Source organism: Streptomyces sp. NPDC048696 (assembly GCF_043198895.1).
Lineage (GTDB): Bacteria > Actinomycetota > Actinomycetes > Streptomycetales > Streptomycetaceae > Streptomyces.
Window position 1 is genome coordinate 77349 of sequence record NZ_JBICVJ010000019.1, and the last position, 26320, is coordinate 103668.

The following is a 26320-nucleotide window of genomic DNA, read 5'->3' on the forward strand; positions in this document are numbered from 1 at the left end:
CACGTCCCTACCGTCGGGTGTCCGGAAACGAACCCTGCACACGCACCCCGCGCAGCGCATGGCATCACGGCGACACGATCGATCATGGAGGCGTCATGAGTGGCCGTTGGATCCAACAGTGGGATCCGGAGGACGAGGTCTTCTGGCGGGAGACCGGGGAGCGGACCGCCCGCCGCAACCTGCTCTTCTCCGTCTTCTCGGAGCACATCGGGTTCTCCATCTGGTCCATGTGGTCGGTCATGGTCCTGTTCATGGGGCCCGCCTACCACGTCGACCCGGCCGGGAAGTTCTTCCTGATCTCGACCGCCACCGCCGTCGGCGCGGTCGTACGGATCCCGTACACCTTCGCCGTCGCCCGGTTCGGCGGCCGGAACTGGACCATTTTCAGCGCGCTTTCGCTGCTCGTGCCCACCGTCGCCGCGTACGCCGTGATGAAGCCCGGGACCTCGTACGGGACCTTCATGGCCGTCGCCGCGCTCGCGGGCATCGGCGGCGGGAACTTCGCCTCCTCGATGACCAACATCAACGCGTTCTTCCCGCTGCGGAAGAAGGGGTGGGCCCTCGGGCTCAACGCCGGGGGCGGGAACATCGGGGTGCCCGTGGTGCAGCTGATCGGGCTGCTCGTCATCGGGACCGCCGGGGCCACGCATCCGCGCATCGTGCTCGCTGTGTACGTGCCGCTCATCGTGGCCGCCGCCATCGGCGCCGCGCTGAAGATGGACAACCTCGCGCCCGTGAGGAACGACACCGGGGCCGCCCTGGAGGCCGTGCGGGACAAGCACACCTGGATCATGTCGCTGCTCTACATCGGCACCTTCGGGTCGTTCATCGGGTACAGCTTCGCCTTCGGTCTTGTGCTCCAGACGCAGTTCGGGCGCACCCCGCTCCAGGCCGCCTCGCTCACCTTCATCGGGCCGCTGCTCGGCTCGGTCGTCCGGCCCGTCGGCGGCTCGCTCGCCGACCGGGTCGGCGGGGCGCGGATCACGCTGTGGAACTTCGCCGCGATGGCGGTCGCGACCGGGGTCGTGGTCTACGCGTCGGTCGAGAAGTCGCTCGGCGTCTTCCTCGTCGGCTTCATCTCCCTGTTCGTCCTCAGCGGGCTCGGCAACGGCTCCACGTACAAGATGATCCCGGCGATCTTCCAGGCCCGTGCGGTGTCCAAGGGCATGGTGGGCGAGGACGCCGCCGCGTACGGGCGGCGGCTCTCCGGGGCGGCCATGGGCCTGATCGGGGCGGTCGGCGCGCTCGGCGGCCTCGGCATCAACCTCGCCTTCCGCCAGTCCTTCCTGTCCAACGGCACCGGGACCGCCGCGTTCGTCTCGTTCCTCGCCTTCTACGCGGTCTGCTCCACCGTCACCTGGGCGGTATACCTTCGCTTCCCCGTCGCGAAAGCCACCGAGTCGGAGGCGGTGTACGCCGGGGTGTAATGGAACACACGGACCGCGTCGCACCACCCCTCGCCGTAACACCGGGGACATGCGCGTGAACCGGGCCTGTCATGGGGGGTTGACAGGCTCGGAACGACCCGCCGCACCACCCCACTGGAGAGCCGCCATGGTCGACACACCTCACGGGCCCCGGCCCCTCGCAGGGTTCACGGTCGGAGTCACCGCCGCCCGCCGCGCCGATGAGCTCGGGGCGCTGCTCCAGCGGCGCGGCGCGGCCGTCGTCCACGGGCCCGCCCTGCGCATCGTGCCGCTCGCCAACGACAGCGAGTTGCTGTCGGCCACCAAGGAACTGATCGACGAGCCACCGCACATCGTGGTCGCCACCACCGCGATCGGCTTCCGGGGCTGGGTGGAGGCGGCCGACGGCTGGGGCCTGGGCGAGCCGCTGCTCGCCCGGCTGCGCGGCACCGAACTCCTCGCCCGGGGCCCCAAGGCCAAGGGCGCGATACGGGCCGCCGGGCTCACCGAGGAGTGGTCGCCGTCGTCCGACTCCATGGCCGAGGTCCTGGACCGGCTGCTCGGCCACGGCGTGGAGGGCCGCCGGATCGCGATCCAGCTGCACGGCGAACCGCTGCCCGGCTTCGTGGAGGCGCTGCGGGAGGCGGGCGCCCAGGTCGTCGGCGTACCGGTCTACCGGTGGCTGCCGCCCGAGGACATCGGGCCGCTCGACCGGCTGCTCGACCTCACCGTGGCGCGCGGGCTCGACGCGCTCACCTTCACCAGCGCGCCCGCCGCCGCCTCGCTGTTCTCCCGGGCCGAGGAGCGCGGGATGCTCCCCGAACTCCTCCGCGCGCTCGACCGGGACGTGCTGGCCGCCTGCGTCGGGCCGGTCACCGCGCTGCCGCTGCAGGCCCGGGGGATCAAGACGGTCGCGCCCGAGCGGTTCCGGCTCGGTCCGCTGGTGCAGCTGCTCTGCTGTGAACTTCCCGCGCGCTCGCGGGCGTTGCCCGTCGCCGGGCGCCGGGTGGAGATCCGGGGGCACGCGGTCCTGGTCGACGGCGACCTGCGGCCGGTGCCGCCCGCCGGGATGGCCCTGCTGCGCACCCTCGCCCAGCGGCCCGGCTGGGTCGTCTCCCGCGCCGACCTGCTGCGGGCGCTGCCCGGCTCGGGCACCGACGAGCACGCCGTGGAGACCGCGATGACCCGGCTGCGCACCGCCCTGGGCGCGCCCAAGCTCATCCAGACCGTGGTCAAGCGCGGCTACCGGCTGGCCCTGGACCCGGAGTCGGACGCAAAGTACGCAGATGCGTAGGAGCGGGGACGAGTAGCGGACGAGCCGAGCCGCCGGGTCCCGGCAGAAGGGGTTCCGGCGCCGCCCCGTGGCGGGCACTCTGGGGGAGAGCACTCACCGGTAACCCCCCTAGGCGGTGACGCATGTTGCGGTTCGACTCCGGGCGGATCTGTCTGGATCTGGTGGCGACCGGGGCGTACGACAGCGATCAGCTCGACAGCGCCGGGCGGCTCGGACAGTGGCTTCTGGGCACCGGTCTGGTGCCCGCCGGGACCCCGCTCGCCCAGGCCGACGGCGGCTGGCTGGTGCGGTTCGTCGAACTGCGCGACCAGATCGGGCAGTTGGTGTACGCCGAGCTGACCGGGCGGGGCGGCAGCGCCGTCGCGGCCCTGGAGCGGGTCAACGCCCTCGCCGCCGCCGCACCCCCGGGCGTACGTGCGATCCGGGGCGCCGACGGACGCCTGGTGCGCACCTTCAGCGGCGCCCCCGACTGCACGGCGCTGCTCGCCGTGGTCGCCCGGGACGCCGTCGAACTGCTCACCGATCCCCGGGACCGGTCCCGGCTGCGCCAGTGCGAGGGCGACAACTGCTTCCGGCTCTATCTGGACACCTCGCGCGGGCGGCGCCGGCGCTGGTGCTCCAGCGAGGTCTGCGGCAACCGGGAGCGGGTGGCCCGCCACCGCCGCCGGGCGGCGGTCGCCGCCACCTCGTGACCCGAGTGAAAACCCGCCGCGGGCTACCTCGGGTAAGCCCGCCGAGTAACACGCGTAAGCCCGTCACCTCGGAAAACGCTTAAAGCGACCTATGTGACGACCTATGTACCGCCTTTAAACCTCGCTCGTCCCACCCGCGCCAAAAAACTTCTCCGGGCGTTGAATGGGATCAGCCGGAGCTCCGTATGGAGGGACAGGAGCCCGCCCGCATTCGCGGCCGGGCAGGGTCTCGACCGGGAGGTTCTGGTGCGCAAGGATGCCGCCGTGGCCGATGACCGTCCGCAGGGCGCCCGGCACCGCTCCGTTCCGGACGAGGAGCTGATGCGGGCGCTCTACCGTGAGCACGCGGGCCCGCTGCTCGCGTATGTGCTCCGTCTCGTCGCAGGCGATCGCCAGCGAGCCGAGGACGTCGTGCAGGAGACGCTCATCCGTGCCTGGAAGAACGCCGGTCAGCTCAACAGAGCCACCGGTTCGGTCCGCCCCTGGCTGGTGACGGTCGCACGGCGCATCGTCATCGACGGCCACCGCAGCCGGCAGGCCCGGCCGCAGGAGGTCGATCCGTCGCCGCTGGAGGTCATGCCCGCGGAGGACGAGATCGACAAGGCGCTGTGGCTGATGACGCTCTCGGACGCGCTCGACGACCTGACGCCCGCCCATCGGGAGGCGCTGGTCGAGACGTACTTCAAAGGACGTACGGTCAATGAAGCGGCCGAGGTGCTGGGCGTACCGAGCGGGACCGTCAGGTCCCGGGTGTTCTACGCCCTGCGGTCCATGAAACTCGCGTTGGAGGAACGGGGGGTGACGGCATGACCACGCCGGAGTACCAGTCCGAACACGAGGCGGTCGCGGCGTACGCGCTCGGCATCCTCGACGACGCCGAGGCCACGGCCTTCGAAGCCCACCTGGCGGGCTGCGAGCTGTGCGCGGCCGAGTTGGAGCAGATGGCCGGGATGGAGCCCCTGCTGGCCACCCTGAAGGAGTTCCCGGGGCCCGCCGAGCGCCCGCTGCGCCCGGCTCCGCCCAGCATGAGCGAGCGCCTGATCAGCGAGGTCGCGATCGTCCGGGCCAAGCGCCGGCGCCGCACCCAGTACCTGGTCGCGGCCGCGGCCGTGCTCGCCGTCGGCGGCCCGGCGGTCGCGGTGGTGGCCACGTCCGGGGACGGCGGCTCCACCTCGATCAGCGCCGAGCCGCACCCGACGAGCCCCGCCGAGGACGCGTTCTTCCACCACATGAGCCAGAAGGTGGCGGCGACCGACGCGACGACCGGCGTCAGCGCGACCGTGGGCACCGAGCCGAAGGCGTGGGGCACCCACACCGTGCTTGAGCTGAAGAACGTCAAGGGCCCGCTCAAGTGCAGCCTCATCGCGATCGGCAAGAACGGCGACCAGGAGACCGTCACCACCTGGGCGGTGCCCAAGTGGGGTTACGGGATCAAGGACAGCCCGCACAAGGAGGCGGAGTACCCGCTGTATGTGCACGGCGGTACCGCCATGAACCGGGACCAGATCGATCATTTCGAGGTCAAGACGCTCGACGGCAAGGCTCTGGTGGACGTGCCCGCCTGAGCCTTCGGCCGCGATGTGACCTGATCCGTGACGATCAGCGGCTGGTCACCGCCTGACAGACCCGCCCCCTTCGCGTACGGTTGACGGCTGCCCAATGCACGTCAGAAGGGGGCCTCGGTGGCCGCGCAGGAAGCCGCTGTCGACTCGGTCAGAGATCGCGAGATCGGAGTCGAACAGGAACACCTGGACAAGGTGTACCGCCGCCTTGAGGAGAAGATCCACGAGGCGGAGTTCCTGATGAACGACGCCGCCAAACGCGGCCAGGTGGGCACGCCCGGCGCGCTCGCCGAGCGGGACGCCCAGGTCTTCAGGGCCGGGATCCACCTCAACCGCCTGAACAACGAATTCGAGGACTTCCTCTTCGGCCGGATCGACCTGCTGCTCGGCAAGGACGGCAAGAAGGGCCCGGACGGGGCGTACACGGCCGTGGAGCCCGCCGAGGGGGCCGTGCGCGAGGAGGCGGGCGGCAAGTACGCCGACATCGCCGAGACGCTGCACATCGGCCGCATCGGCGTCCTCGACTCGGACTACGCGCCGCTGGTCATCGACTGGCGGGCGCCCGCCGCCGCGCCGTTCTACCGCTCCACGCCGGTCGACCCGGGCCGGGTCGTGCGCCGCCGCGTCATCCGCTCCAAGGGCCGCAAGGTGCTCGGCGTCGAGGACGACCTGATGCGCCCGGAGCTGACCGCCACGCTGGACGGCACCGAGCTCGCGGTGATCGGCGACGGCGCCCTGATGGCCGCGCTCGGCCAGGCCCGCAGCCACACCATGCGGGACATCGTCGCCTCCATCCAGGCCGAGCAGGACCTGGTGATCCGGGCGCCCGCCGCCTCCGTCACGTACGTGGAGGGCGGCCCCGGCACCGGCAAGACGGCGGTCGCGCTGCACCGCGCCGCGTATCTGCTCTACCAGGACCGCCGCCGGTACGCGGGCGGCATCCTGATCGTCTCGCCGACCCCGCTGCTCGTGGCGTACACCGAGGGCGTGCTGCCCTCGCTCGGCGAGGAAGGGCAGGTGGCGATCCGCGCGGTCGGCAACCTGGTCGACGGCGCCGAGGCCACCGCGTACGACGACCCGGCGACGGCCAGGATCAAGGGCTCGTCCCGGATGCTCCACGTGCTGCGCAAGGCGGCCCGGGGAGCGCTGGAGACGGGCGAGCCGGGACGCAGCCGCACCCGGCGGGGCAGACCGTCCCAGGGTGCCGCCGCGGCGACGGCGGACGCGGGACAGCTCGCCTTCGGCGAGGAGCCCCCGGCCGACGACAGGGCCGAGAAGGCGGCCGTCACGCCCACCCTGCTGCGCGTGGTCGCCTTCGGCCGCCGCGTGGAGCTGGAGGCGGAGGAGCTGCGGCGGATCCGGCACGCCGTGCTCGGCGGCACCGCGCCGGTCAACCTGCTGCGCCCGCGCGCCCGCAAGCTGCTGCTCGACGCGCTGTGGGCCCGCTCCGGCGCGGCCGGGCGGCACACGGACCCCGAGCTCGCCGCCGAGCTGCGGTCCTCGTTCGACGACGACATCACCTCCGAGGACAGCTTCACCGCGTTCCTGGACGCCTGGTGGCCCGAGCTCACCCCGCGCGGGGTGCTCGCCGCGATGGGCGACGAGCGGCGCCTGGGCCGCTGGGCCCGGCGGGTGCTCACGCCCGGCGAGACCCGGCGCCTGGCGCGCTCGCTGTCCCGGCTCGACGCCTCGGGCCACGGCCCGCTCTCGGTGCACGACGTGGCGCTCCTGGACGAGCTCCAGACGCTGCTCGGCACCCCGGCCCGGCCCCGCAAGAAGCGCGAGTACGACCCGCTGGACGCGCTCACCGGCCTTGAGGAGCTGATGCCGCAGCGCGAGGAGACCCAGCGCGAGCGCGCGGAGCGCCTGGCCCAGGAGCGCACCGAGTACGCGCACGTCATCGTCGACGAGGCGCAGGACCTCACGCCGATGCAGTGGCGGATGGTGGGCCGCCGGGGCCGCACGGCCACCTGGACGGTCGTGGGCGACCCGGCCCAGTCGTCCTGGTCCGACCCGGACGAGGCGGCCGCCGCGCGCGACGAGGCGCTGGGCTCGCGCCCGCGCCGCCGCTTCGAGCTGACCGTGAACTACCGCAACCCGGCCGAGATCGCCGAACTGGCCGCCCGCGTCCTGGCGTTGGCGATGCCGGGCATGAAGTCCCCGGCCGCGGTGCGCTCCACGGGGGTCGAGCCGCGCTTCACCGTCGCGGGGGACGATCTCGCGCGGTCGGTACGGGAGGAGGCGGCCCGGTTGCTCGACCAGGTCGACGGCACGGTGGGCGTCGTCGTCGCGATGCGCCGGCGCGAGCAGGCGGCGCGCTGGCTGGCGGATCTGGGCGAGCGCGTGGTGGCGCTGGGCAGCCTGGAGGCGAAGGGCCTGGAGTACGACGCCACGGTCGTCGTCTCCCCGGCCGAGATCGCGGACGAGTCGCCCGCCGGTCTTCGCGTGCTGTACGTGGCGCTGACCCGGGCCACCCAGCAGCTCACGGTCGTCGCGGGCGAGCGCGACGAGCCGGACGCGAACGGGGTGCCGGACCTGCTGCGGGACTGAGCGGGCCGGGACCGGGGGGCCGACCCGGTACTGAATCCGGGTCAACTCGCGATGCTTGAATCACTTGCCGGGGTGGTTTGTTAGCCTGGGTACGGCACCGGCTCGATCCAAGCCCCCGGGCCCAACCTTAGTCGCCTAGAGCGACCACTTGCCGCGAGGCGAGCATGGCGGGTCGGTGTCTTCAACGTGGCGACAGGCCCACGTCATCTTCCGATGACGTGGGCCTGTTCTGCTTTCGGTGGTCCTCGGCGGGCCTTTCGGGGCTTCCGCCGGACGATCGAATCTCGTATGGTGGAAACTGTTTTCCGCAGAACAGACCGCGTTACCGGCTACCCACCGGTAGGTGCGAACATCGGATGGCGTTGCCCGGCAACAGCCGGCGCGGCGCTAGCAACGAAGCTAGGGAAAGCAGAGGAACCCGGTCATGGCAACGGCGCCCAGCGTCTCGTACTCGATGACGGTCCGGCTGGAGGTGCCCGCGAGCGGAACGGCGGTCTCCCAGCTCACCACGGCCGTGGAGTCCTCCGGCGGTTCCGTCACCGGCCTCGACGTGACCGCCTCCGGCCACGAGAAGCTGCGGATCGACGTCACCATCGCGGCCACCTCCACCGCGCACGCCGACGAGATCGTCGAGAAGCTGCGCGGGATCGAGGGCGTCACCCTCGGCAAGGTCTCCGACCGTACGTTCCTGATGCACCTCGGCGGCAAGATCGAGATGGCGTCCAAGCACCCCATCCGCAACCGTGACGACCTCTCGATGATCTACACCCCGGGTGTCGCCCGGGTGTGCATGGCGATCGCCGAGAACCCCGAGGACGCCCGCCGCCTCACCATCAAGCGCAACACCGTCGCGGTCGTCACCGACGGCTCCGCGGTGCTCGGCCTCGGCAACATCGGCCCGATGGCCGCCATGCCGGTCATGGAGGGCAAGGCGGCCCTCTTCAAGCGCTTCGCCGACATCGACGCCTGGCCGATCTGCCTGGACACCCAGGACACCGACGCCATCGTCGAGATCGTCAAGGCCATCGCCCCCGGCTTCGCGGGCATCAACCTCGAAGACATCTCGGCCCCCCGCTGCTTCGAGATCGAGGCGCGGCTGCGCGAGGCCCTGGACATCCCGGTCTTCCACGACGACCAGCACGGCACCGCGATCGTGGTGCTGGCCGCGCTGACCAACGCGCTGCGCGTGGTCGGCAAGGGCATCGGGGACGTACGGGTCGTCATGTCCGGCGCGGGCGCGGCCGGTACGGCCATCCTCAAGCTGCTCGTCGCGGCCGGTGTGAAGAACGCGGTCGTCGCCGACATCCAGGGCGTCGTCCACTCGGGCCGCGCGGACCTGGCCGGACCCGAGGCGGGCAGCGACATGGCGGCGCTGCGCTGGATCGCCGAGAACACCAACCCGGAGGGCCTGACGGGCACGCTGAAGGAGGCCGTGGTCGGCGCCGACGTGTTCATCGGCGTCTCCGCCCCCAACGTCCTGAACGGCGACGACGTGGCCGCGATGGCCGACGACGCCATCGTGTTCGCGCTCGCGAACCCGGACCCGGAGGTCGACCCGGGCCTGGCCCGCCAGACCGCGGCCGTCGTGGCCACCGGCCGCTCGGACTTCCCGAACCAGATCAACAACGTGCTGGTCTTCCCCGGCGTCTTCCGCGGCCTCCTGGACGCCCAGTCCCGTACGGTCAACACGGACATGATGCTGGCCGCCGCGACCGCGCTGGCGGACGTGGTGACCGAGGACGAGCTGAACCCGAACTACATCATCCCGTCGGTCTTCAACGACAAGGTCGCGGGCGCGGTCGCGGGAGCGGTGCGCACGGCGGCCCAGGCCGCCTTCTGAGCGTCCGGCGCGTCGCGGGATGCGGGGTTGTGGGGCCGCCCGTAGGGTGGCGGACCATGACCCCGCATCCGCTCCGGCGGTTCCACTCAGTCTCCGCAGAGTCGACGGAGCGTCACCAACAGCAGGCTGTGGCGCTTTTCGTGTGACTCCGGAGGGTGCCGGATTGGCTTTCCCGCCACAGGTGGGGGCAGGATGCTCCCCCAAGGACTTCGTCCAGGGGGAACCCCCAAGGACGCGAGCGTCGTGAGAACGGACCCGGGTCCGGGGACTGACCGAGGACCCTGGCAGCATCGGCTTCGATCTCACGCCTCACAGGCAAGAAGAACACGGGAGTAAGAACATGAACCGCAGTGAGCTGGTGGCCGCGCTGGCCGACCGCGCCGAGGTGACCCGCAAGGACGCCGACGCCGTTCTGGCCGCGTTCGCCGAGACCGTCGGCGAGATCGTCGCCAAGGGCGACGAGAAGGTCACCATCCCCGGCTTCCTGACCTTCGAGCGCACCCACCGTGCCGCTCGCACCGCGCGCAACCCGCAGACCGGCGAGCCGATCGACATCCCGGCCGGCTTCAGCGTGAAGGTCTCCGCGGGCTCGAAGCTCAAGGAAGCCGCGAAGGGCAAGTAAGCGTTCCTCTTCGAGGTCGCTTAGCTGAACGACGAAGGGCGGCCACCCCCGTGGAGGGGGGTGGCCGCCCTTCGGCGTACGCGCGGCGCGGTGGCTGGTCGCGGGTGTTCGTCTGCGGGCCGGTGGGGGCTGGTCGCGCAGTTCCCCGCGCCCCTGGGGAGGCGATCGTCCGTCCGCGGACCGTGCTGGCTTGCCCGCGCAGTTCCCCGCGCCCCTTGGATGGGCCCTTCGGGCCCTCCTTCAGGGGCGCGGGGCTGTGACATTTGCGGCTCCGCCGCGTGGGCGCGACCAGCCCAAGACGGCCCGCAGACGCAGCGCGGGGTGCAGGGGCCGCAGGCCCCGCCAGGGGTATGGGGGCGGAGCCCCCGAGGGGGTGCGGGGGCGCAGCCCCGCCGGGGGTCGGGGGCGTACGCCCCCGGGAAACACCTCCGCCCCCTCCCGCCCCCGGAGGGTTTAGGGAAGGGGCGGGGTGGGGTGGCTGCTCGCGGTTAGCTCAGCGCGCCGTTCGGGAGTTCTACCTTCGCTCCCAGCTCGACCAGCTTCTCCATGAAGTTCTCGTAACCGCGGTTGATCAGGTCGATGCCGTGGACCCGCGACGTGCCCTGCGCGGCCAGCGCGGCGATCAGGTACGAGAACCCGCCCCGGAGGTCCGGGATCACCAGATCGGCGCCCTGGAGCTTCGTGGGGCCGCTCACGACCGCGGAGTGCAGGAAGTTGCGCTGCCCGAAGCGGCAGTCCGAGCCGCCCAGGCACTCCCGGTACAGCTGGATGTGCGCGCCCATCTGGTTGAGCGCCGAGGTGAAGCCGAGCCGCGACTCGTACACCGTCTCGTGGACGATCGACAGGCCCGTGGCCTGCGTCAGGGCCACGACCAGCGGCTGCTGCCAGTCGGTCTGGAAGCCGGGGTGCACGTCCGTCTCCAGCGCGATCGACTTGAGCGAGCCGCCGGGGTGCCAGAACCGGATGCCCTCGTCGTCGATCTCGAAGGCGCCGCCGACCTTCCGGTACGTGTTCAGGAAGGTCATCATCGACCGCTGCTGCGCGCCGCGGACGTAGATGTTGCCCTCGGTCGCGAGCGCCGCGGACGCCCAGGAGGCGGCCTCCAGGCGGTCCGAGAGCGCGCGGTGGGTGTAGCCGCCGAGCTTGTCGACACCGGTGATCCGGATGGTCCGGTCGGTGTCCATGGCGATGATCGCGCCCATCTTCTGCAGCACGCAGATGAGGTCCTCGATCTCCGGCTCCACGGCGGCGTTGGAGAGCTCGGTCACACCCTCGGCCAGGACGGCCGTGAGGAGCACCTGCTCGGTCGCGCCCACCGACGGGTACGGCAGCCGGATCTTGGTGCCGCGCAGCCGCTGCGGGGCCTCCAGGTACTGCCCGTCCGCCCGCTTCTCGATGGTCGCGCCGAACTGCCGCAGCACCTCGAAGTGGAAGTCGATCGGCCGGCCGCCGATGTCGCAGCCGCCGAGCCCCGGGATGAAGGCGTGGCCGAGACGGTGCAGCAGCGGGCCGCAGAGCAGGATCGGGATCCGGGAGGACCCCGCGTGCGCGTCGATGTCGGCGACGTTCGCGCTTTCGACATGCGACGGGTCGAGAATCAGCTCGCCGGGCTCCTCGCCGGGGCGGACCGTCACCCCGTGCAGCTGCAGCAGGCCGCGTACGACGCGTACGTCGCGGATGTCGGGCACATTGCGCAGCCGGCTCGGACCGCTGCCGAGCAGGGCGGCGACCATCGCCTTCGGCACGAGGTTCTTCGCGCCGCGGACGCGGATCTCGCCCTCCAGCGGGGTTCCGCCGTGGACAAGCAGTACATCGTCTGTGCCGGTCATGAATCTCGCGTTCCGGAGTCGTCGGGCAGGGGGCCAGAGAAAAGGGTAAGGGGCCTGGACCCATGTCCCGTAAGGGCGAGGGGGCTTCGCAACCGTAATGAATTTGCCACAACACGCTCCGCTCAAGCGAGTTCGCGCAGCGTCACCGCACACCATGGCCGAAACCGGTCGCGCCCCATTGCTGCCGTGCGCTCCCCGCCGGAGCCGAAGATGCGGGATCATGTCCGCATGACCGAGGTGTCCTCGCTCACAGGGCGGCTGCTCGTCGCCACCCCCGCCCTCGCGGATCCGAACTTCGACCGCGCGGTGGTGCTGCTCCTCGACCACGACGAGGAGGGCTCCCTCGGCGTTGTCCTGAACCGCCCGACCCCGGTCACCGTCGGCGACATCCTGGAGCCGTGGGCCTCGCTCGCGGGCGAGCCCGGGGTGGTCTTCCAGGGCGGCCCGGTCTCCCTGGACTCGGCCCTCGGCGTCGCCGTCATCCCCGGTGACGAGGGGCCGCTCGGCTGGCGCCGGGTGTACGGGGCGATCGGCCTGGTCGACCTGGAGGCGCCCCCGGAACTGCTCGCGGCCGCGCTCGGCTCGCTGCGGATCTTCGCCGGTTACTCGGGCTGGGGCCCGGGCCAGCTGGAGGACGAGCTGAGCGACGGCGCCTGGTACGTGGTGGAGTCCGAGCCGGGCGACGTCTCCTCGCCCGAGCCGGAGTCGCTGTGGCGCGCGGTACTGCGCCGCCAGCGCAGCGAACTGGCGATGGTGGCGACGTACCCGGACGACCCTTCGCTCAACTGATGCCCTCGCGCGCCAGTACGCTAGGAACTTATGAGCACTCTTGAGCCCGAGCGCGGGGCAGGTACGGGGACCCTCGTAGAGCCGACGCCGCAGGTGTCGAACGGCGACGGCGACCACGAGCGCTTCGCCCACTACGTCCAGAAGGACAAGATCATGGCGAGCGCGCTCGACGGGACCCCCGTTGTCGCGCTCTGCGGCAAGGTCTGGGTACCGGGCCGTGACCCGAAGAAGTACCCGGTCTGCCCGATGTGCAAGGAGATCTACGAGTCCATGGGCGCCGGTGGCGACAAGGACAAGGGCGGCAAGGACAAGAAGTAGGTCCTGCCTGACACGTAGGCCCTGACCGGTCCGACGGACGGCCCCCGGGGGCGCGCTGCGAGGTGCGCCCCCGGGGGCCGTGCGCGTTGCGTCTACGGTGTGGCGCATGGCGATGACTCCTGCGGATGTGGATGCGGCTGCGGCTCTGATCCCGGCACCGGTCTCCGTCGACGGCCCGTGGCGCTGCGCCTTCGTCCTGGCGCCGGACACGGCGCTCGCGGCGGGCCCCGGCACCGAGGGCGTGGCTCGCTGGCTGCGCTCCACGGTGGGCGCCGCGCTCGCGCGCGAGCTGCCGCCGGGCGAGGCGGGCACGCCGGGCGGCATCACCCTGCGCGTCGACCCCGCCCTCGCCCCCGAGGCGTACCGGCTCACCGTCACGTCGTCCGTCGAGATCGTGGGCGGTAGCGCGGCCGGGGTGTTCTGGGGCGCGCAGACCTTGCGTCAGCTGCTCGGGCCCGACGCGTACCGCAAGGCGTGTGCGGATCCGGGCGCCTGGCGCGGCATCACGCAGCAAGTCATCGAGGACGCGCCCCGGTTCGGCTGGCGCGGCCTCATGCTCGACGTCTCACGCCACTTCATGCCCAAGGACGGCGTGCTGCGTTACCTCGATCTGCTCGCCGCGCACAAGCTCAACGTCTTCCACTTCCACCTCACCGACGACCAGGGCTGGCGCATCGAGATCAAGCGCTTCCCGAAGCTGACCGAGGTGGGCGCCTGGCGTGCGCGGACCAAATACGGCCATCGCGCCTCGCAGTTGTGGGACGAGGAGCCGCACGGCGGCTACTACACCCAGGACGACATCCGCGAGATCGTCGCGTACGCCGCCGAGCGGCATATCCGCGTGGTTCCGGAAATCGACATCCCGGGCCACTCGCAGGCGGCCATCGCCGCATACCCCGAACTGGGCAACACCGACGTCATCGACACCACCCGCCTCTCCGTCTGGGACACCTGGGGCGTCAATCCCAACGTACTCGCCCCCACCGACAACACCCTCCGCTTCTACGAGGGCGTACTGGAAGAAGTCCTGGAGCTCTTCCCCGCCGCCACGTCGCCGTTCGTCCACATCGGCGGCGACGAGTGCCCCAAGGACCAGTGGAAGGCGTCCCCGGCCGCGCAGGCGCGCATCAAGGAGCTCGGGCTCGCGGACGAGGACGCGCTCCAGTCCTGGTTCATCCGCCACTTCGACCGCTGGCTGGCCGACCGGGGTCGCCGGCTCATCGGCTGGGACGAGATCCTGGAAGGCGGCCTGGCGCCGGGAGCCGCCGTCTCGTCCTGGCGCGGGTACGCGGGCGGCATCGAGGCCGCGCGGGCGGGCCACGACGTCGTCATGTGCCCCGAGCAGCAGGTGTACTTGGACCACCGGCAGGCGGACGGGCCCGACGAGCCGATGCCCATCGGATACGTACGCACGCTGGAGGACGTCTACCGCTTCGAGCCGGTGCCGCCGCAGCTGACCGGGGAACAGGCGGCGCACGTGCTCGGCGCCCAGGCCAATGTGTGGACCGAGGTGATGCGGGACCAGGCGCGCGTGGACTACCAGGTGTTCCCCCGGCTCGCCGCCTTCGCCGAGGTGGCCTGGTCGGCGCTGCCGCCGCCCGAAGAGCGCGATTTCGCCGCGTTCGAACGGCGAATGGAGGCGCATTACGGACGACTTGCCGCGCTGGGCGTCGACTTCCGCCCGCCCGGCGGCCCGTTGCCGCGGCACAGGCGCCCGGGGGTGATCGGACGTCCGATCGACGGGTCGCCCCCAAACGTGTGAGCCGGGGCGCAAGACGGGGGCCCGCCGCCCGGGTCCCTGGAACCGTGGCCGGTGACCGTCCCGTGCGGATAAGTCGTACAACACCTGCGAATTCGGACCATTCCCCTTGTGGGGGACGGATCTGTCCTTCGCGGACCCTCGCGTCGGTCGGCTCGGAAGATGTGCCAGAGTTGCCACGTCCGGGCTGTGAGCACGTACGGTACGGCCAGCACGCAGCCACACAGCCGCACGCCAGACACTGGCGGGACAGTCGGGACAGCCGGGAGACCGGGAAGGGGCAGCTGGGTTGACCACGCACGCACCGCAGCAGGCGCAGTCGGTGACACTGCCGGCCTCGCTCGACGAGGCCGTGGCGGCGCTCGCAGCCATGCCCGCCGCCGTGCCCGTCGCGGGCGGCACCGATCTGATGGCGGCCGTCAACCGGGGTCTGCTGCGCCCCGCCGGCCTCGTCGGGCTCGGCCGGATCAACGAGATCCGCGGCTGGCAGTACCAGGACGGCCACGCGCTGCTCGGCGCCGGACTCACGCACGCCCGGATGGGCCGCCCGGACTTCGCGGCGCTGATCCCGGCGCTCGCGGCCGCCGCGCGCGCCGCCGGCCCCCCGCAGATCCGCAACGCGGGCACCCTCGGCGGCAACATCGCCTCGGCCGCGCCCACCGGTGACGCGCTGCCCGTGCTGGCCGCGCTGGAGGCCACCCTGATCATCGCGGGCCCCGAGGGCGCCCGCCGCGAGATCCCGGTCTCGCACCTGCTGGCCGGGCGCGACATGCTCGCCCCCGCCGAGCTCATCGGCTACGTCAGCGTGCCGCTGCTGCACGCCCCGCAGGTCTTCCTCAAGGCGACCGGCCGCACCGGCCCGGGCCGCGCCACGGCCTCCGTCGCGGTCGTCCTGGACCCGGCCCGGCGCGGGGTGCGCTGCGCGGTCGGCGCGATCGCCCCGATGCCGCTGCGGCCGCTGGAGGCCGAGCGCTGGATCGCCTCGCTGATCGACTGGGACGGGGAGCGCGCGGCACCGGCCCCGGAGGCGCTGAACGCCTTCGGCGAGTACGTGGCCGCCGCCTGCATCCCGGACCCGGCCCCCGCGGCCGACGGCACCCCGGGCCCGGCGCTGTCGCCCGCCGTACTGCATCTGCGGCGCACGGTCGCCGCGCTGGCCCGACGAGCACTGGGGAGGGCGCTGTCGTGAGCGACAACCACGAGCGTGAGCACGAGCGCGGTACGGGCGGCTGGCAGCCGGTCCCGCAGGGCGGCGAGTACGACGACGGCGCCACCGCCTTCGTCCAGCTGCCCGCCGACCTCGACGCGCTGCTCGGCGGCGACCCGCTGGCCGCGCCCGGCCACGGCTATGTGCCGCCGATGATCGTGCCGTTGACGCCCGCCGCCGCGACCGACCCGGCCGCGACCGGCACCTGGAGCATCCCGACGCCGCTGCCCGAGCCGGACCGGGGCGAGGGGCAGGTGCGCTCGGTGCAGTGGCCCGACCCGGCCGCCGTGCCCGCGCCCCCGCAGCCCGAGCCCGACCCGCTGGGCGACCCGCTGCGGGACCGGCACGCCACCGGCCAGTGGACGTTCCAGGACGACTCGGCGCTGACCGGCCAGTGGACGATCCCGGTCGCCCAGGGCGAACTGCCGGACGAATCCGGCGAATTCAGTACATCCTCGCTCATCGAGCAGTGGGGCACGACGCCGCCCGCGACCCTGCCCGGCGGCGCGCCCGCGCCCTGGGCGACCCAGCATCCCGAGCCGGAGCCCGTGCCGGAGGCGCCCGCCGCCGCCGAGCTGCCGGCGGAGCTCGACGCTCCCGTACGGGACGAGCACGACGCGCACACGGCCTCCTGGCCCGTGCCCGGCCCCGGCTCGACCCTGGGCGGCGCCGAGCCCGCCCCGTGGTCGGCCGCGTTCACGCCGGACGTGGACGTACGCGAGCCGGAGCCGCACGAGCTGATGGCGCACGACCCGATGGCGCACGAGCCGGAGCTGCGTGAGCCGGACGTGCACGTGCTGCCGGACGCGGTGGAGGACGTGCACGGCCACGCGCGCGAGGACGTGCACGCGGAGGTCCGCGAGGAGTCGGCCACGGCAGCGGACGCGACGGTCGTCGACGAGCCGCGGCCCGACCCTGCTCCCGCCCCCGCCCCCGTCCCCGTCGCCGAGCCCGTCCACGCCCCCGAGCCGCAGGTCCACCAGCCCGTGCCGCAGCCCGTGGCCGCAGGCGGCCCGCTGCCGGAGCCCGAGCACGTACCGGACCCGCTGCCCGAGCCCGTACGGGAGCCGCAGCCGGAGCCCGAGACCGAGCAGGACCCGGCCCCCGACCTGCCCCCCGCCGCCGACCTGGAGCACCCGCGCGCCTCGTACGTGCTGCGCGTGAACGGTTCCGACCGGCCGGTCACCGAGGCGTGGGTCGGTGAGTCGCTGCTCTACGTGCTGCGCGAGCGCCTGGGCCTCGCCGGGGCCAAGGACGGCTGCTCGCAGGGCGAGTGCGGCGCGTGCAACGTGCAGGTGGACGGCCGTCTGGTCGCCTCCTGCCTGGTGCCCGCGGCGACCGCCGCCGGGTCCGAGGTGCGTACGGTCGAGGGCCTCGCCGTCGACGGCGAGCCGTCCGACGTGCAGCGCGCGCTCGCCGAGTGCGGGGCCGTGCAGTGCGGCTTCTGCATCCCGGGCATGGCCATGACCGTCCACGACCTCCTTGAGGGCAACCACGCCCCCACCGAGCTGGAGACCCGGCAGGCGCTCTGCGGCAACCTCTGCCGCTGCTCCGGCTACCGGGGCGTGCTCGACGCCGTACGCGAGGTGGCGGCCGGGCGCACGGCGCAGGCGGCCGCCGCGAACGAGGCGGCCGGGCCCGACGAGAGCGCCGGGTTCCCGGACGAGGCGCGCATCCCGCATCAGGCAGGCCCCGGGGCCGGCGGCGTCCAGCCCCCGCACACGCACGACGGAGGCATGGCGTGAGCAACGACGCAGCCACCGCGACGACCGCGGCGGTCGACGGGGCGGGCACCGGCCCGGAGCGGCAGCCCACCCCCGGGCGCGGGATCGGCGCCTCGCTGCGCCCGACCGACGCACGCGCCAAGACCGAGGGCACCTTCCCGTACGCGGCCGACCTGTGGGCCGAGGGCCTGCTGTGGGCGGCGGTCCTGCGCTCCCCGCACGCCTCCGCTCGTATCGTCTCGATCGACACCTCGGCGGCGACCGAGATGCCGGGCGTCAGGGCCGTGGTGACCCACGCCGACGTGCCCGGCGACGCGGCGCACGGCCGCGGCGTCGCGGACCGCCCGGTCTTCGCCGCCGACGTCGTACGCCACCACGGCGAGCCCATCGCGGCCGTCGCCGCCGACCACCCCGACACGGCCCGGCTGGCCGCGGCGGCGATCGCGGTCGAGTACGAGGTCCTGGAGCCGGTCACCGACCCGGAGAAGGCGTTCGCGGCCGAACCGCTGCACCCCGACGGCAACCTGATCCGCCACATCCCGCTCCAGTACGGCGACCCGGACGTCACCGGCGAGGTCGTGGTGGAGGGCCTGTACCGGATCGGCCGCCAGGACCCGGCCCCGATCGGCGCCGAGGCGGGCCTCGCGGTGCCGCGCCCCGACGGCGGCGTGGAGATCTACACCGCGTCCACCGACCCGCACGCCGACCGCGACCTGGCGGCGGCGTGCTTCGGCCTGGACCCGGAGCGCGTGAAGATCGTGGTGACGGGCGTCCCCGGCGCCACCGGCGACCGCGAGGACCTCGGCTTCCAACTCCCGCTCGGCCTGCTCGCGTTGCGCACCGGCTGCCCGGTGAAGCTGACGGCGACCCGCGAGGAGTCCTTCCTCGGCCACTCCCACCGCCACCCGACGCTGCTGCGCTACCGCCACCACGCGGACACGGAAGGCCGCTTGGTGAAGGTGGAGGCGCAAATCCTGCTGGACGCGGGCGCGTACGCGCAGGCGTCGTCGGAGTCGTTGGCGGCGGCAGTGGCATTCGCCTGCGGCCCCTATGTCGTCCCCCACGCCTTCGTCGAGGGCTGGGCGGTCCGTACGAACAACCCGCCCTCCGGACACGTCCGGGGCGAGGGCGCGATGCAGGTGTGCGCCGCGTACGAGGGCCAGATGGACAAGCTCGCGGCGAAGCTGGGCATCGAGCCGGCCGAGCTGCGCATGCGCAACGTCCTGGCGACGGGCGACCTGCTCCCGACGGGCCAGACGGTGACGTGCCCGGCCCCCGTGGCCGAACTCCTCGCCGCCGTACGGGACTTCCCCCTCCCCACCCTCCCCAAGGACGACCCCGAGGACGACTGGCTGCTGCCGGGCGGCCCCGAGGGCGCGGGCGAGCCGGGCGCGGTGCGCCGGGGCGTCGGCTACGCGCTGGGCATGGTCCACATGCTGGGGGCGGAGGGCACGGACGAGGTGTCGACGGCCACGGTCAAGGTGCAGGACGGCGTGGCCACGGTGATCTGCGCGGCGGTCGACACCGGCCAGGGCTTCGCGACGCTGGCCCGCCAGATCGTCCAGGAGACGCTGGGCATCGAGGAGGTCCACGTAGCACCGGTGGACACCGACCAGCCCCCCGCGGGCGCGGCGACGCACGGCCGCCACACGTGGGTGTCGGGCGGAGCGGTGGAACGAGCGGCGAAGATGGTCCGCACGCAACTCCTCCAGCCCCTGGCGCACAAGTTCGGCATGTCCACGGAACTCCTCCAGATCGCCGACGGCAAGATCACGTCCTACGACGGCGTCCTGTCGACCACGGTCACCGAGGCGATGGACGGCAAGGAGCTCTGGGCCACGGCCCAGTGCCGCCCGCACCCCACCGAGCCCCTGGACGAGACGGGCCAGGGCGACGCGTTCGTGGGCCTCGCGTTCTGCGCGATCCGCGCGGTGGTGGACGTGGACATCGAGCTGGGCTCGGTACGGGTGGTGGAGCTGGCGGTGGCCCAGGACGTGGGCCGCGTACTGAACCCCGCCCAGCTGACGGCCCGTATCGAGGCGGGCGTCACCCAGGGAGTGGGCGCGGCCCTCACGGAGAACCTCCGCACGGCCCGCGGCCTGGTCCGCCACCCCGACCTGACCGGCTACGCCCTCCCCACGGCCCTGGACGCCCCCGACATCCGCATCGTGAAGCTGGTGGAGGAACGCGACGTGGTGGCCCCCTTCGGCGCGAAGGCGGCCAGCGCGGTACCGGTGGTGACGTCCCCGGCGGCGATCGCCTCAGCGGTCCGCGCGGCGACGGGGCGGCCGGTGAACCGGCTGCCTATTCGGCCGCAGGCTGCGGTGGTTGTGGGGGCGGGCGGGTAGGGGCCCACAGGCCACGGGCCGTCGCGCGCCGTCGGGCGGGCGGGATGGCCGTCTCCAACGCGTCGCGATCACCTCAGCGCCGTTCGTGGCCCGGGCGGCACCGAGCGCAGTGGCATGGCGGCCACTCGGAGGTGTACAGCGGTACGAGGGGAGCGGCGGCCGGGATCACCCGCGTCGGCCCCCAGGTCCGGCCGCCATCGCGTGACACCCGCAACGTCAGCTCGGCATACGGCACCGGCGCCGCGACCCAGGTCACCGCAGCCAGCCTCTCCGGTCCCACTCGACACCCGAGTACTCGTGGGAGTGCGGCCCGCTGTGACGGTCTGTCAGGGTGCAGTTGCGGGCCGGGTTCCCGGGCGCTGCCGCCCAGCACAACCCCAGTCCGGACGGCTTCCCGTCCTCCATCGCGGGCCTCTGCCCCACGCTCGGATCGGTGGCGTTCACCGGCCCACCACCGCCCCGTGGATGACCAGCGGCCCCACGTCGATGCCGTGGACGGCCAGGACCAGCGCCCGCCGCCGCTCCCGCGCCTTCTCCTCCCGCTCGTACGCGGCCAGATACGGGCGCACAAGCACCGCGTCCTCACCCCGCAGCACCGGCACCCGCAGACCCACCCGCCCACGCGGCAGGGGCAGCGTCGGCGTATCCACGATCGGCGTGACGGCGCGTGTGCCCGGTGCCCGATGGTGCCCCGGGGCGGATGGCGTAATCCGCAGCAAGAGCGCACCGAGTCTCGCGATGACTTGTGTCATGTCGTCAACCTCCGGGGCTGATGGCCACGCCCCCGGGACGACTACCACGATCGCGGGGGCCTTGTCTCCGCAAGACCCTTGCGCTGAAAGCCCGTTGCTCCCATCCCGCGGCCCTATAGAGCCGTCCTATATTTGAGCCATGGGAGAGACTCCCGGGAACCTGTGGTCCCACCCGCAGCTGGCAGCGGCGGTCGCCCGCGAAGACTGGGGCGCCGTCTTTCGCACGTACCGGAAGCTCACCGGCTTGAGCCAGACCAAGCTCGGGGAACGCGTCGGTCTCGTTCAGCCGGATGTCTCCGACATCGAACGCGGGCACCGCCGCGTGACCTCCTTTGAAGTACAGCAGCGGATCGTGACCGGACTCGGAGTCCCACAGGATCTTCAATCCGCCGGAGCGAAGTGCGATGCCTCGCCAGTCGTCTCGCTCTCGCTCCCCGGAACAGGGCTCGACGAGGACCTACTGGCTCGGGTAACCAGCGTGGCCGATACGTCGCACCGCGTGGACGCCCCCACCCTCGATTGGCTCGACCGCCTGCTGGCCGAGCACCGTCGTGCCGAAGACCTCATCGGCTCACGACCGCTTGTCCGCGTGATGCGTCAGCAACTCCGAACGGTTGTGGATCTGTACGCGGGCGCGCGCGGCTCCTTGGCCGACCGCGTCGTACGCCTGGCGGCGGAACACGCACAGTTCCTGGCGTGGATGGCGCAGGATCAAGCGCAGACGGCCGCCGCACTGGCCTGGTACGACCGCTCACACGAATGGGCATTGGAAGCCGGAGACGCCAACATGGCCGCCACGACGCTCAGCATGAAGGCGCACATGGCATGGTCCGGTGGCCGTGGCACCCGGTGCGTACGGCTCGCGGAGGCCGCCCGCTGGTCGGCCCCCGGCACGTCCCTCGGGGTGCAAGGCATGGCCGCACAGATGGCCGCCAGAGGACACGCGCTCGACGGCGAGGCCGACCATGCCCACCGCCTTCTCGACGAAGCACAGGGACTCATCAGCCGGGCGTCCGAGCATCCCGAGGGCGAACCGGTGTGGATGTACTTCTACGACGAGACCTGGTTCACCTTGCAACGCGGCATGGCCGCACTCCACCTGCGCGACTGGCGCGCGGCCGTGGACCACATCACGGCGGGCCTTGACGCGCTGCCGGACGAGTACAGGCGGGACAAGACGTGGTACCGAGCCTGCCTCGCGCACGCGCTCGCCGGGGCGGGCGAGTCGACGCAATCCACATACGTAGCTGTGTCGAGTGTCCCCGACGCCGCCGCAGTCGGGCGTCCGCACGCGTGGAACGAGTTGCACACCACGGCCGCCGTCTTGATGCGTCGGAGAGCGAACGAAGGGCACCAGCTGGTCGCCGCGCTCCGTGAGTACGACGACTGATGTACCCCGTGAGCGGACACGCCTTGAACGATCGGCCCCCGTTCCCCGGGCTGGCGGGCGGCTGCTCAGTGGCTCGCCGTCGAGCAGTGCAGCGCCCGTGCCACCGCCCGCGCGAACCGGTCGTGGAGTTCCGCCTCGGGCAGCAGCCCGGCGGCCTTCCGCTGTGCGGGATCCCAGTGGTACGTGTTGTTGTCGACGGTGACGAATGTGTCCCCCGATGTGCCCCCCGCCGGGCAGCTCAGCCGGGACGCGCCGCGTGCTGACAGGCTGCGGCCCAGCAGCGGGTCCCGCACGACCGCGAAGCGGGTGTACGGCCCCTGCTTGTCGTCGGCGAAGGAGAGATCGCAGGTCCAGGCCGTACCCATGTCCCCGGTCACCTGGACGCGGGTCGCCTGCCCCCGGTCGCCCTTCACCTCGGGGATCGAGAAACCGGGCAGCGCGCACAGCCGGGTGAAGTCGGCCCCGAAAGCGCGCGGGGCGGCAAGCCGAGCAGGGGCGCCCTTCGAGTCGCCGCAGCCCGAGCGGGCGGCGACGGACTCGGCTGCCGCGGTAAGCAGCCGCACCATCGCCTCCTCGTCCGCCGAGCCGCCGGAGACGGACAGCAGGACGGCCGCCCTGACATCTGAACGGTCGCTCGGGACCCCGGCAGGAACCGGGCAGGCGGCCGGCAGCAGCGCCCAGCCGCCGTGCCGGTCGGCGCCCCCGCCGATTCGTCCAGTGAAGAGCCGCTGGGCCGCCGAGACATTCCAGTCGCCCATCGCGAAAGGAAACTGAGCGGGCTCTGCGGCGAGCTGCACGGTGAGGGACGAGTCGCCCCCGACCGCCAGACCGGACTTCTTCACCGTGCAGCCGGTGTCCGTACCGCTGCCGGAGAGCCGTCCGGGCCCGTCGAGCACCCGCTGCACATCGGACGCCTCAAGCCACCCCGCGCACAGCTTGTCCGGCCCGAAGGCATTGGTGTCGAAGCCCGTGTAGAGCCCGCCGATCAGCAGGGCGACGGTCAGCACGGCACCGGCAGCCCACTTCATTTTGGTGGAACCGGGCCACAGCCGGAAGGCCACGCGCTACTCCCAACCCAGGTAGGCGGCGGCGTCCGCCCGCGACGCGACGTAGGACTGCTTCGCCTCCCGCCTCATGGCCTGCCAGGCATCCCAGGCCGGGTCGCCCTTCTTGTTCGTCTCGTCGTTGATGTCCACATGGTGCGCCGCAGCCCACTGGTCGATGTAGGTGTACGTACCGGTGACCCCGGACGAGTACTGGTGCGTGTTCATCTCCTGCGCCTTGGACTGGGCTGTGGAGATGACGTCCTTCGACCATTCGTAGGTCCCCGCGTCGATCAGGCGTTGTGTCGCGTCGCCCAGGTAGGGGAGTCCGGTCACGGGGGCTCCCGCGAAGTGGTACGCGTAGCGGGCCATGTCGTTGGCTGCCTGAATCTTGCCGCCGCGTTCGTCGAAGATGACGTCGGATCCGATCGAGTTCATCGCGCCCATCACGGAACCCATCTCACTCGCGGGATTCTTCCAGCGCTCGTGGCCCTCGCCGCTGGAGTGCGGCGCGCTGGCCAACTGGTCCACGCTGTACTGCTGTTGTGTGTCGTACAGGAGCGAGAAGGTCTGCGAGTCCGACGAGGCCCCGCGCATGACACGCATCAGTGTGCCCTTGCCGACGGTGATCCCCGCGTCGTCACCCTGGGCCCAGATCGTGCCCAGGCCGTCCGGACTGCCGTACTTCGAGCCGCTCTCGGCGAGGATGTGATGAGTGTCCTGGACGTAGTCGGCGAGTGCACGTCCCACATGCTTCTGCATGTCGGGGTCGATCTTTTCGCCGCCGAGACCTGAGTCGAGTGTCGTCAGCATGTTCTGCATCACCCGTGCCTGCGCCGGGGTGTGCGGCCCGGGGGCGCCGCCGCGATCGCCCTCGTGCAGCGGTGGATGCCCCGTGGTGGCCGCTTCCAGCGCCGCGCCCAATCCGGCACGGCTGTGGGGGTTGTCGAACGTCGCCGTTCCATGGCCGCCGACGATCTCGTGAACGGGCCAGTGCCGGGCGCCGTCTCCGGCGCCCACGAGGTACTTGAGGTGGTCGTTGCCGATGTGGTCCGGCCCCGCGCCGTTGCCGGCAGGGTCCAGGAACGCCGTGGCGGCGCTCGGGTTCTGGCGCATGACATTGAGTAAGGTATCGACCGGATCCGGTTCGATGCCCTTGTAGTCGGCGCCCCAGACCTTGAAGACGTTCGGGTCCTTCTTTTCGGCATCGATCATCTTGTCGCCGACGGCGTACAGGAACTGGTCGTCGTACTTCGCGTCGGCGTGGTCCATCAGAGTCGCCAGTACCTGGTACCCGTGCAGCGGGCGCAGTTTGTCGCCGTAGTTGTGCGTGCCCGTCTTGTCCAGGCCGTCCATGAACTGCCGATAGAACGTGCCGTCCTTGCTCTCCACCCACTTCTGGTACGTCGGGGAACCAGGGGGAAACTTGGATACGCTGCCGGGCACGTCGGTGGCGACGGCAAACGAGTCCGCCATGGCCTTCTCCAGTGCGAGGTAGTCGTCCCGGCGGCCCTTGTCGGAGCCGTACGCCCATTCGTTGATCTGTTTGGTGAACTTGATGGTGCCGTCGGGGCCAAGGCCGGCGAGCAGAGTCTGGCTGAATACCTTGTCGTGGGAGTTGTCCCGCATCAGGGATTCGAAGCGCGCCATCTCCTCCGGCGACAGCTTCTTGCCGTTGTTGACCTGGTGCGCGAGGTCGAGGGCCGCTTCGGCGTCGTAGTGCTCGATGTCGCCGCTCGCCTTGCCGTTGAAGCCGTTGAGCTCGCCGTCGCTGAAGTCGACGTCCACCACCACGGCTTCGAGGGCGGTCTTCAGCCCCTCGTCCGCGTCCGCGACGGCCGTGACGGCATCATTGATGTGCTGGCTCCACGCCGCTTCGGTGCTTCGCAGGTCCGGGTCGTGGCGCAGCGCATTGGCGTCGGCGGCGGAGACCTTGCTGAAGTCGAAACTGGCGACGCCCGCTTCCGAGACCTTCATCCCGGCGTCGATCGCCTCCTGCCGGGCGTGCTCCAGCTTCTTCTTCAGGTCGACGAAGTGGGCGTACGCCTCGCGCAGTAGGGAGGCGACAGCCTTGGCCTCCACCTGGGCCGAGGCGTACTCATGCCGGGTCGTGGCGAAGTTCGGCCGGGAGTGCAGTGAGGCCTGGCCGGTCCATGTGCCGTCCAGGCTGACGTTCTGGATCCGGTCCCGGTAGCGGCCCTCCAGCTTCTTGAACTCGCCCGCCATCTCGTCCCACTTGTCGGCGACGGTGTTCAACTGCGTGAAGTCGACCTTCATGACCTGCTCGTACGTCAGCAACGCGTCCCCCCGGACACTGGTTGTGAGGCACCTGTGGCGGTTGCGAGTGCCGGGAACCTCGGGAAGCCCGGTCGTTCTCGTGTCGGCACTGTAATTGAGCGCGGATCAGGCCGAGCCTCGCTGTTGATCTCCACAGAGGGTTTCGGCCATGGGGGTTGGGCCCGCCCGGCGGGGTCGGAAGTCAGCAGTCGGCTGAATGGCAAAAGCAGAGGGAGGAGTTCAGTCTGTCAGTGGTGCTGACTACAGTTGCTTCTACAGCGGTACGGGGAACGGGGAAACGGGGAGGCGGCTGTGGCGCAGAACGGTGGGGACGGCGGGGACATCGCGCCGGGGGTGACCGCGCTGGCGCCGGCGCTTGCGCTGATGCCGGGCATCAGCGCGGCGGCGGGCGCCGCCGTGGTGGCCGCGGCGGACCTGGCCCGCGAGGCCGAGTCGATGATGACGTTCAAGAAGCGGGTCGACGGGCTGCTCACCGAGCTGAACGAGTCGGAGGCCGCGTCGACCAAGATCGGCGCCGACCGCCTCGCCAAGTCGGAGCTGGGCCCGGACGACTTCAAGGAGAGCGCCTTCCTGTACGGCGCGTACGAGGTCGTCCACGAGCGGATCGGCCAGCTCTCCAAGGCGCTGGGCATGCAGATCGAGGGCCTGTGCATCGCCGTACTGGCGGCGGAGAACGGCTACGACGGCGTGGACGCCGACGTCCGTGACCGGATGCGCGCGATCAGCGGTGAGCTGCAGAAGCAGTACGAGACGTACGGGCCGGGGCCGTCCGGGGCGTCGACGCCGGGCGCGTCGCCGCAGCCGGCGCGGCCCGCGCCGGACAAGGGCGCGACGGGCGGCACGATCTGATGTACGCCGCGTATGTGACGGGGGACGACGGGAGTCGGGGAATGGCGG

General features: G+C 71.9%; 20 protein-coding genes. 16 read left to right on the plus strand and 4 right to left on the minus strand.

Going from position 1 to position 26320, the window contains the following annotated elements; all coding sequences use genetic code 11:
• The first annotated feature begins 95 nt into the window (after positions 1-95).
• From ACGFRG_RS31085 to ACGFRG_RS31120, 8 genes are all read left to right on the plus strand, one after another.
• Positions 96-1427, plus strand: a complete 1332-nt coding sequence (locus ACGFRG_RS31085; protein WP_393269278.1) for a nitrate/nitrite transporter — start codon at positions 96-98, stop codon at positions 1425-1427.
• Between the two features lie 127 nt (positions 1428-1554).
• Positions 1555-2700: a uroporphyrinogen-III synthase gene (locus ACGFRG_RS31090; protein ID WP_361430389.1), complete on the plus strand. Its 1146-nt coding sequence runs from the start codon at positions 1555-1557 to the stop codon at positions 2698-2700.
• 122 nt (positions 2701-2822) lie between these two features.
• Positions 2823-3392, plus strand: coding sequence for an ABATE domain-containing protein (locus tag ACGFRG_RS31095; protein WP_361430390.1), 570 nt, complete (start codon positions 2823-2825; stop codon positions 3390-3392).
• A 246-nt stretch (positions 3393-3638) separates the two neighbouring features.
• Positions 3639-4202 (plus strand): sigma-70 family RNA polymerase sigma factor, encoded by a 564-nt coding sequence (locus ACGFRG_RS31100; RefSeq protein ID WP_101388525.1) that lies wholly within the window; start codon positions 3639-3641, stop codon positions 4200-4202.
• The gene (locus ACGFRG_RS31105) at positions 4199-4957 is read left to right on the plus strand and encodes a zf-HC2 domain-containing protein (protein ID WP_361430392.1); all 759 of its coding nucleotides are present in this window, start codon (positions 4199-4201) and stop codon (positions 4955-4957) included. The genes ACGFRG_RS31100 and ACGFRG_RS31105 overlap by 4 nt, the downstream gene beginning before the upstream one ends.
• 117 nt (positions 4958-5074) lie before the next feature.
• Positions 5075-7504 carry a UvrD-helicase domain-containing protein gene (locus ACGFRG_RS31110; RefSeq protein WP_361430393.1) on the plus strand — a complete coding sequence of 810 codons (2430 nt, stop codon included), beginning with the start codon at positions 5075-5077 and terminating at the stop codon, positions 7502-7504.
• Positions 7505-7928: 424 nt separating this feature from the next.
• Positions 7929-9344, plus strand: coding sequence for an NAD-dependent malic enzyme (locus ACGFRG_RS31115; RefSeq protein ID WP_361430394.1), 1416 nt, complete (start codon positions 7929-7931; stop codon positions 9342-9344).
• A 340-nt stretch (positions 9345-9684) separates the two neighbouring features.
• Positions 9685-9966: an HU family DNA-binding protein gene (locus ACGFRG_RS31120; protein WP_156726700.1), complete on the plus strand. Its 282-nt coding sequence runs from the start codon at positions 9685-9687 to the stop codon at positions 9964-9966.
• Between the two features lie 488 nt (positions 9967-10454).
• Here the strand turns inward: ACGFRG_RS31120 and murA are convergent, their stop codons facing one another.
• Positions 10455-11795: a UDP-N-acetylglucosamine 1-carboxyvinyltransferase gene (gene murA, locus ACGFRG_RS31125; protein ID WP_283143278.1), complete on the minus strand. Its 1341-nt coding sequence runs from the start codon at positions 11793-11795 to the stop codon at positions 10455-10457.
• Between the two features lie 228 nt (positions 11796-12023).
• On the opposite strand from murA, the gene ACGFRG_RS31130 reads away from it, so the two are divergent.
• The 6 genes from ACGFRG_RS31130 to ACGFRG_RS31155 all read left to right on the plus strand — a co-directional run bounded on the left by ACGFRG_RS31130 (position 12024) and on the right by ACGFRG_RS31155 (position 19940).
• Positions 12024-12584 (plus strand): YqgE/AlgH family protein, encoded by a 561-nt coding sequence (locus tag ACGFRG_RS31130; protein WP_188273894.1) that lies wholly within the window; start codon positions 12024-12026, stop codon positions 12582-12584.
• 30 nt (positions 12585-12614) lie between these two features.
• A complete protein-coding gene (locus ACGFRG_RS31135) occupies positions 12615-12902 on the plus strand; it encodes a DUF3039 domain-containing protein (RefSeq protein WP_078966510.1) in 288 nt (95 codons plus the stop codon).
• A gap of 106 nt (positions 12903-13008) precedes the next feature.
• Positions 13009-14664, plus strand: coding sequence for a beta-N-acetylhexosaminidase (locus tag ACGFRG_RS31140; protein ID WP_361427635.1), 1656 nt, complete (start codon positions 13009-13011; stop codon positions 14662-14664).
• Positions 14665-14950: 286 nt separating this feature from the next.
• Complete coding sequence (locus tag ACGFRG_RS31145) at positions 14951-15850, plus strand: FAD binding domain-containing protein (protein ID WP_361427638.1); 900 nt, start codon at positions 14951-14953, stop codon at positions 15848-15850.
• Positions 15847-17613, plus strand: a complete 1767-nt coding sequence (locus ACGFRG_RS31150; RefSeq protein ID WP_393269286.1) for a 2Fe-2S iron-sulfur cluster-binding protein — start codon at positions 15847-15849, stop codon at positions 17611-17613. The genes ACGFRG_RS31145 and ACGFRG_RS31150 overlap by 4 nt, the downstream gene beginning before the upstream one ends.
• The gene (locus ACGFRG_RS31155) at positions 17610-19940 is read left to right on the plus strand and encodes a xanthine dehydrogenase family protein molybdopterin-binding subunit (protein WP_393269288.1); all 2331 of its coding nucleotides are present in this window, start codon (positions 17610-17612) and stop codon (positions 19938-19940) included. The genes ACGFRG_RS31150 and ACGFRG_RS31155 overlap by 4 nt, the downstream gene beginning before the upstream one ends.
• 440 nt (positions 19941-20380) lie before the next feature.
• On the opposite strand, the gene ACGFRG_RS31160 is transcribed toward ACGFRG_RS31155, so the two are convergent.
• Positions 20381-20590, minus strand: coding sequence for a hypothetical protein (locus ACGFRG_RS31160; protein ID WP_393269291.1), 210 nt, complete (start codon positions 20588-20590; stop codon positions 20381-20383).
• Positions 20591-20831: 241 nt separating this feature from the next.
• Here ACGFRG_RS31160 and ACGFRG_RS31165 point away from each other — a divergent pair, with 241 nt between their 5' ends.
• Entirely contained in the window at positions 20832-22082 is a 1251-nt protein-coding gene (locus tag ACGFRG_RS31165) for a helix-turn-helix domain-containing protein (protein ID WP_393269294.1), read from the plus strand.
• A gap of 65 nt (positions 22083-22147) precedes the next feature.
• Here the strand turns inward: ACGFRG_RS31165 and ACGFRG_RS31170 are convergent, their stop codons facing one another.
• Both ACGFRG_RS31170 and ACGFRG_RS31175 read right to left on the minus strand, forming a co-directional pair.
• Positions 22148-23143, minus strand: a complete 996-nt coding sequence (locus tag ACGFRG_RS31170; protein WP_393269297.1) for a hypothetical protein — start codon at positions 23141-23143, stop codon at positions 22148-22150.
• Between the two features lie 3 nt (positions 23144-23146).
• Positions 23147-25423 (minus strand): hypothetical protein, encoded by a 2277-nt coding sequence (locus tag ACGFRG_RS31175; RefSeq protein ID WP_393269300.1) that lies wholly within the window; start codon positions 25421-25423, stop codon positions 23147-23149.
• 291 nt (positions 25424-25714) lie between these two features.
• Here ACGFRG_RS31175 and ACGFRG_RS31180 point away from each other — a divergent pair, with 291 nt between their 5' ends.
• A complete protein-coding gene (locus ACGFRG_RS31180; protein WP_393269302.1) occupies positions 25715-26272 on the plus strand; it encodes a hypothetical protein in 558 nt (185 codons plus the stop codon).
• Positions 26273-26320: the final 48 nt, after the last annotated feature.

What these genes read in the sequence shown, in the direction of transcription:
- ACGFRG_RS31085 (WP_393269278.1), top strand. Translation starts at nt 96, where the DNA reads ATGAGTGGCCGTTGGATCCAACAGTGGGATCCGGAGGACGAGGTCTTC.
- ACGFRG_RS31090 (WP_361430389.1), top strand. Translation starts at nt 1,555, where the DNA reads ATGGTCGACACACCTCACGGGCCCCGGCCCCTCGCAGGGTTCACGGTC.
- ACGFRG_RS31095 (WP_361430390.1), top strand. Translation starts at nt 2,823, where the DNA reads ATGTTGCGGTTCGACTCCGGGCGGATCTGTCTGGATCTGGTGGCGACC.
- ACGFRG_RS31105 (WP_361430392.1), top strand. Translation starts at nt 4,199, where the DNA reads ATGACCACGCCGGAGTACCAGTCCGAACACGAGGCGGTCGCGGCGTAC.
- ACGFRG_RS31115 (WP_361430394.1), top strand. Translation starts at nt 7,929, where the DNA reads ATGGCAACGGCGCCCAGCGTCTCGTACTCGATGACGGTCCGGCTGGAG.
- ACGFRG_RS31120 (WP_156726700.1), top strand. Translation starts at nt 9,685, where the DNA reads ATGAACCGCAGTGAGCTGGTGGCCGCGCTGGCCGACCGCGCCGAGGTG.
- murA (WP_283143278.1), bottom strand. Translation starts at nt 11,795, where the DNA reads ATGACCGGCACAGACGATGTACTGCTTGTCCACGGCGGAACCCCGCTG.
- ACGFRG_RS31130 (WP_188273894.1), top strand. Translation starts at nt 12,024, where the DNA reads ATGACCGAGGTGTCCTCGCTCACAGGGCGGCTGCTCGTCGCCACCCCC.
- ACGFRG_RS31135 (WP_078966510.1), top strand. Translation starts at nt 12,615, where the DNA reads ATGAGCACTCTTGAGCCCGAGCGCGGGGCAGGTACGGGGACCCTCGTA.
- ACGFRG_RS31140 (WP_361427635.1), top strand. Translation starts at nt 13,009, where the DNA reads ATGGCGATGACTCCTGCGGATGTGGATGCGGCTGCGGCTCTGATCCCG.
- ACGFRG_RS31165 (WP_393269294.1), top strand. Translation starts at nt 20,832, where the DNA reads ATGGGAGAGACTCCCGGGAACCTGTGGTCCCACCCGCAGCTGGCAGCG.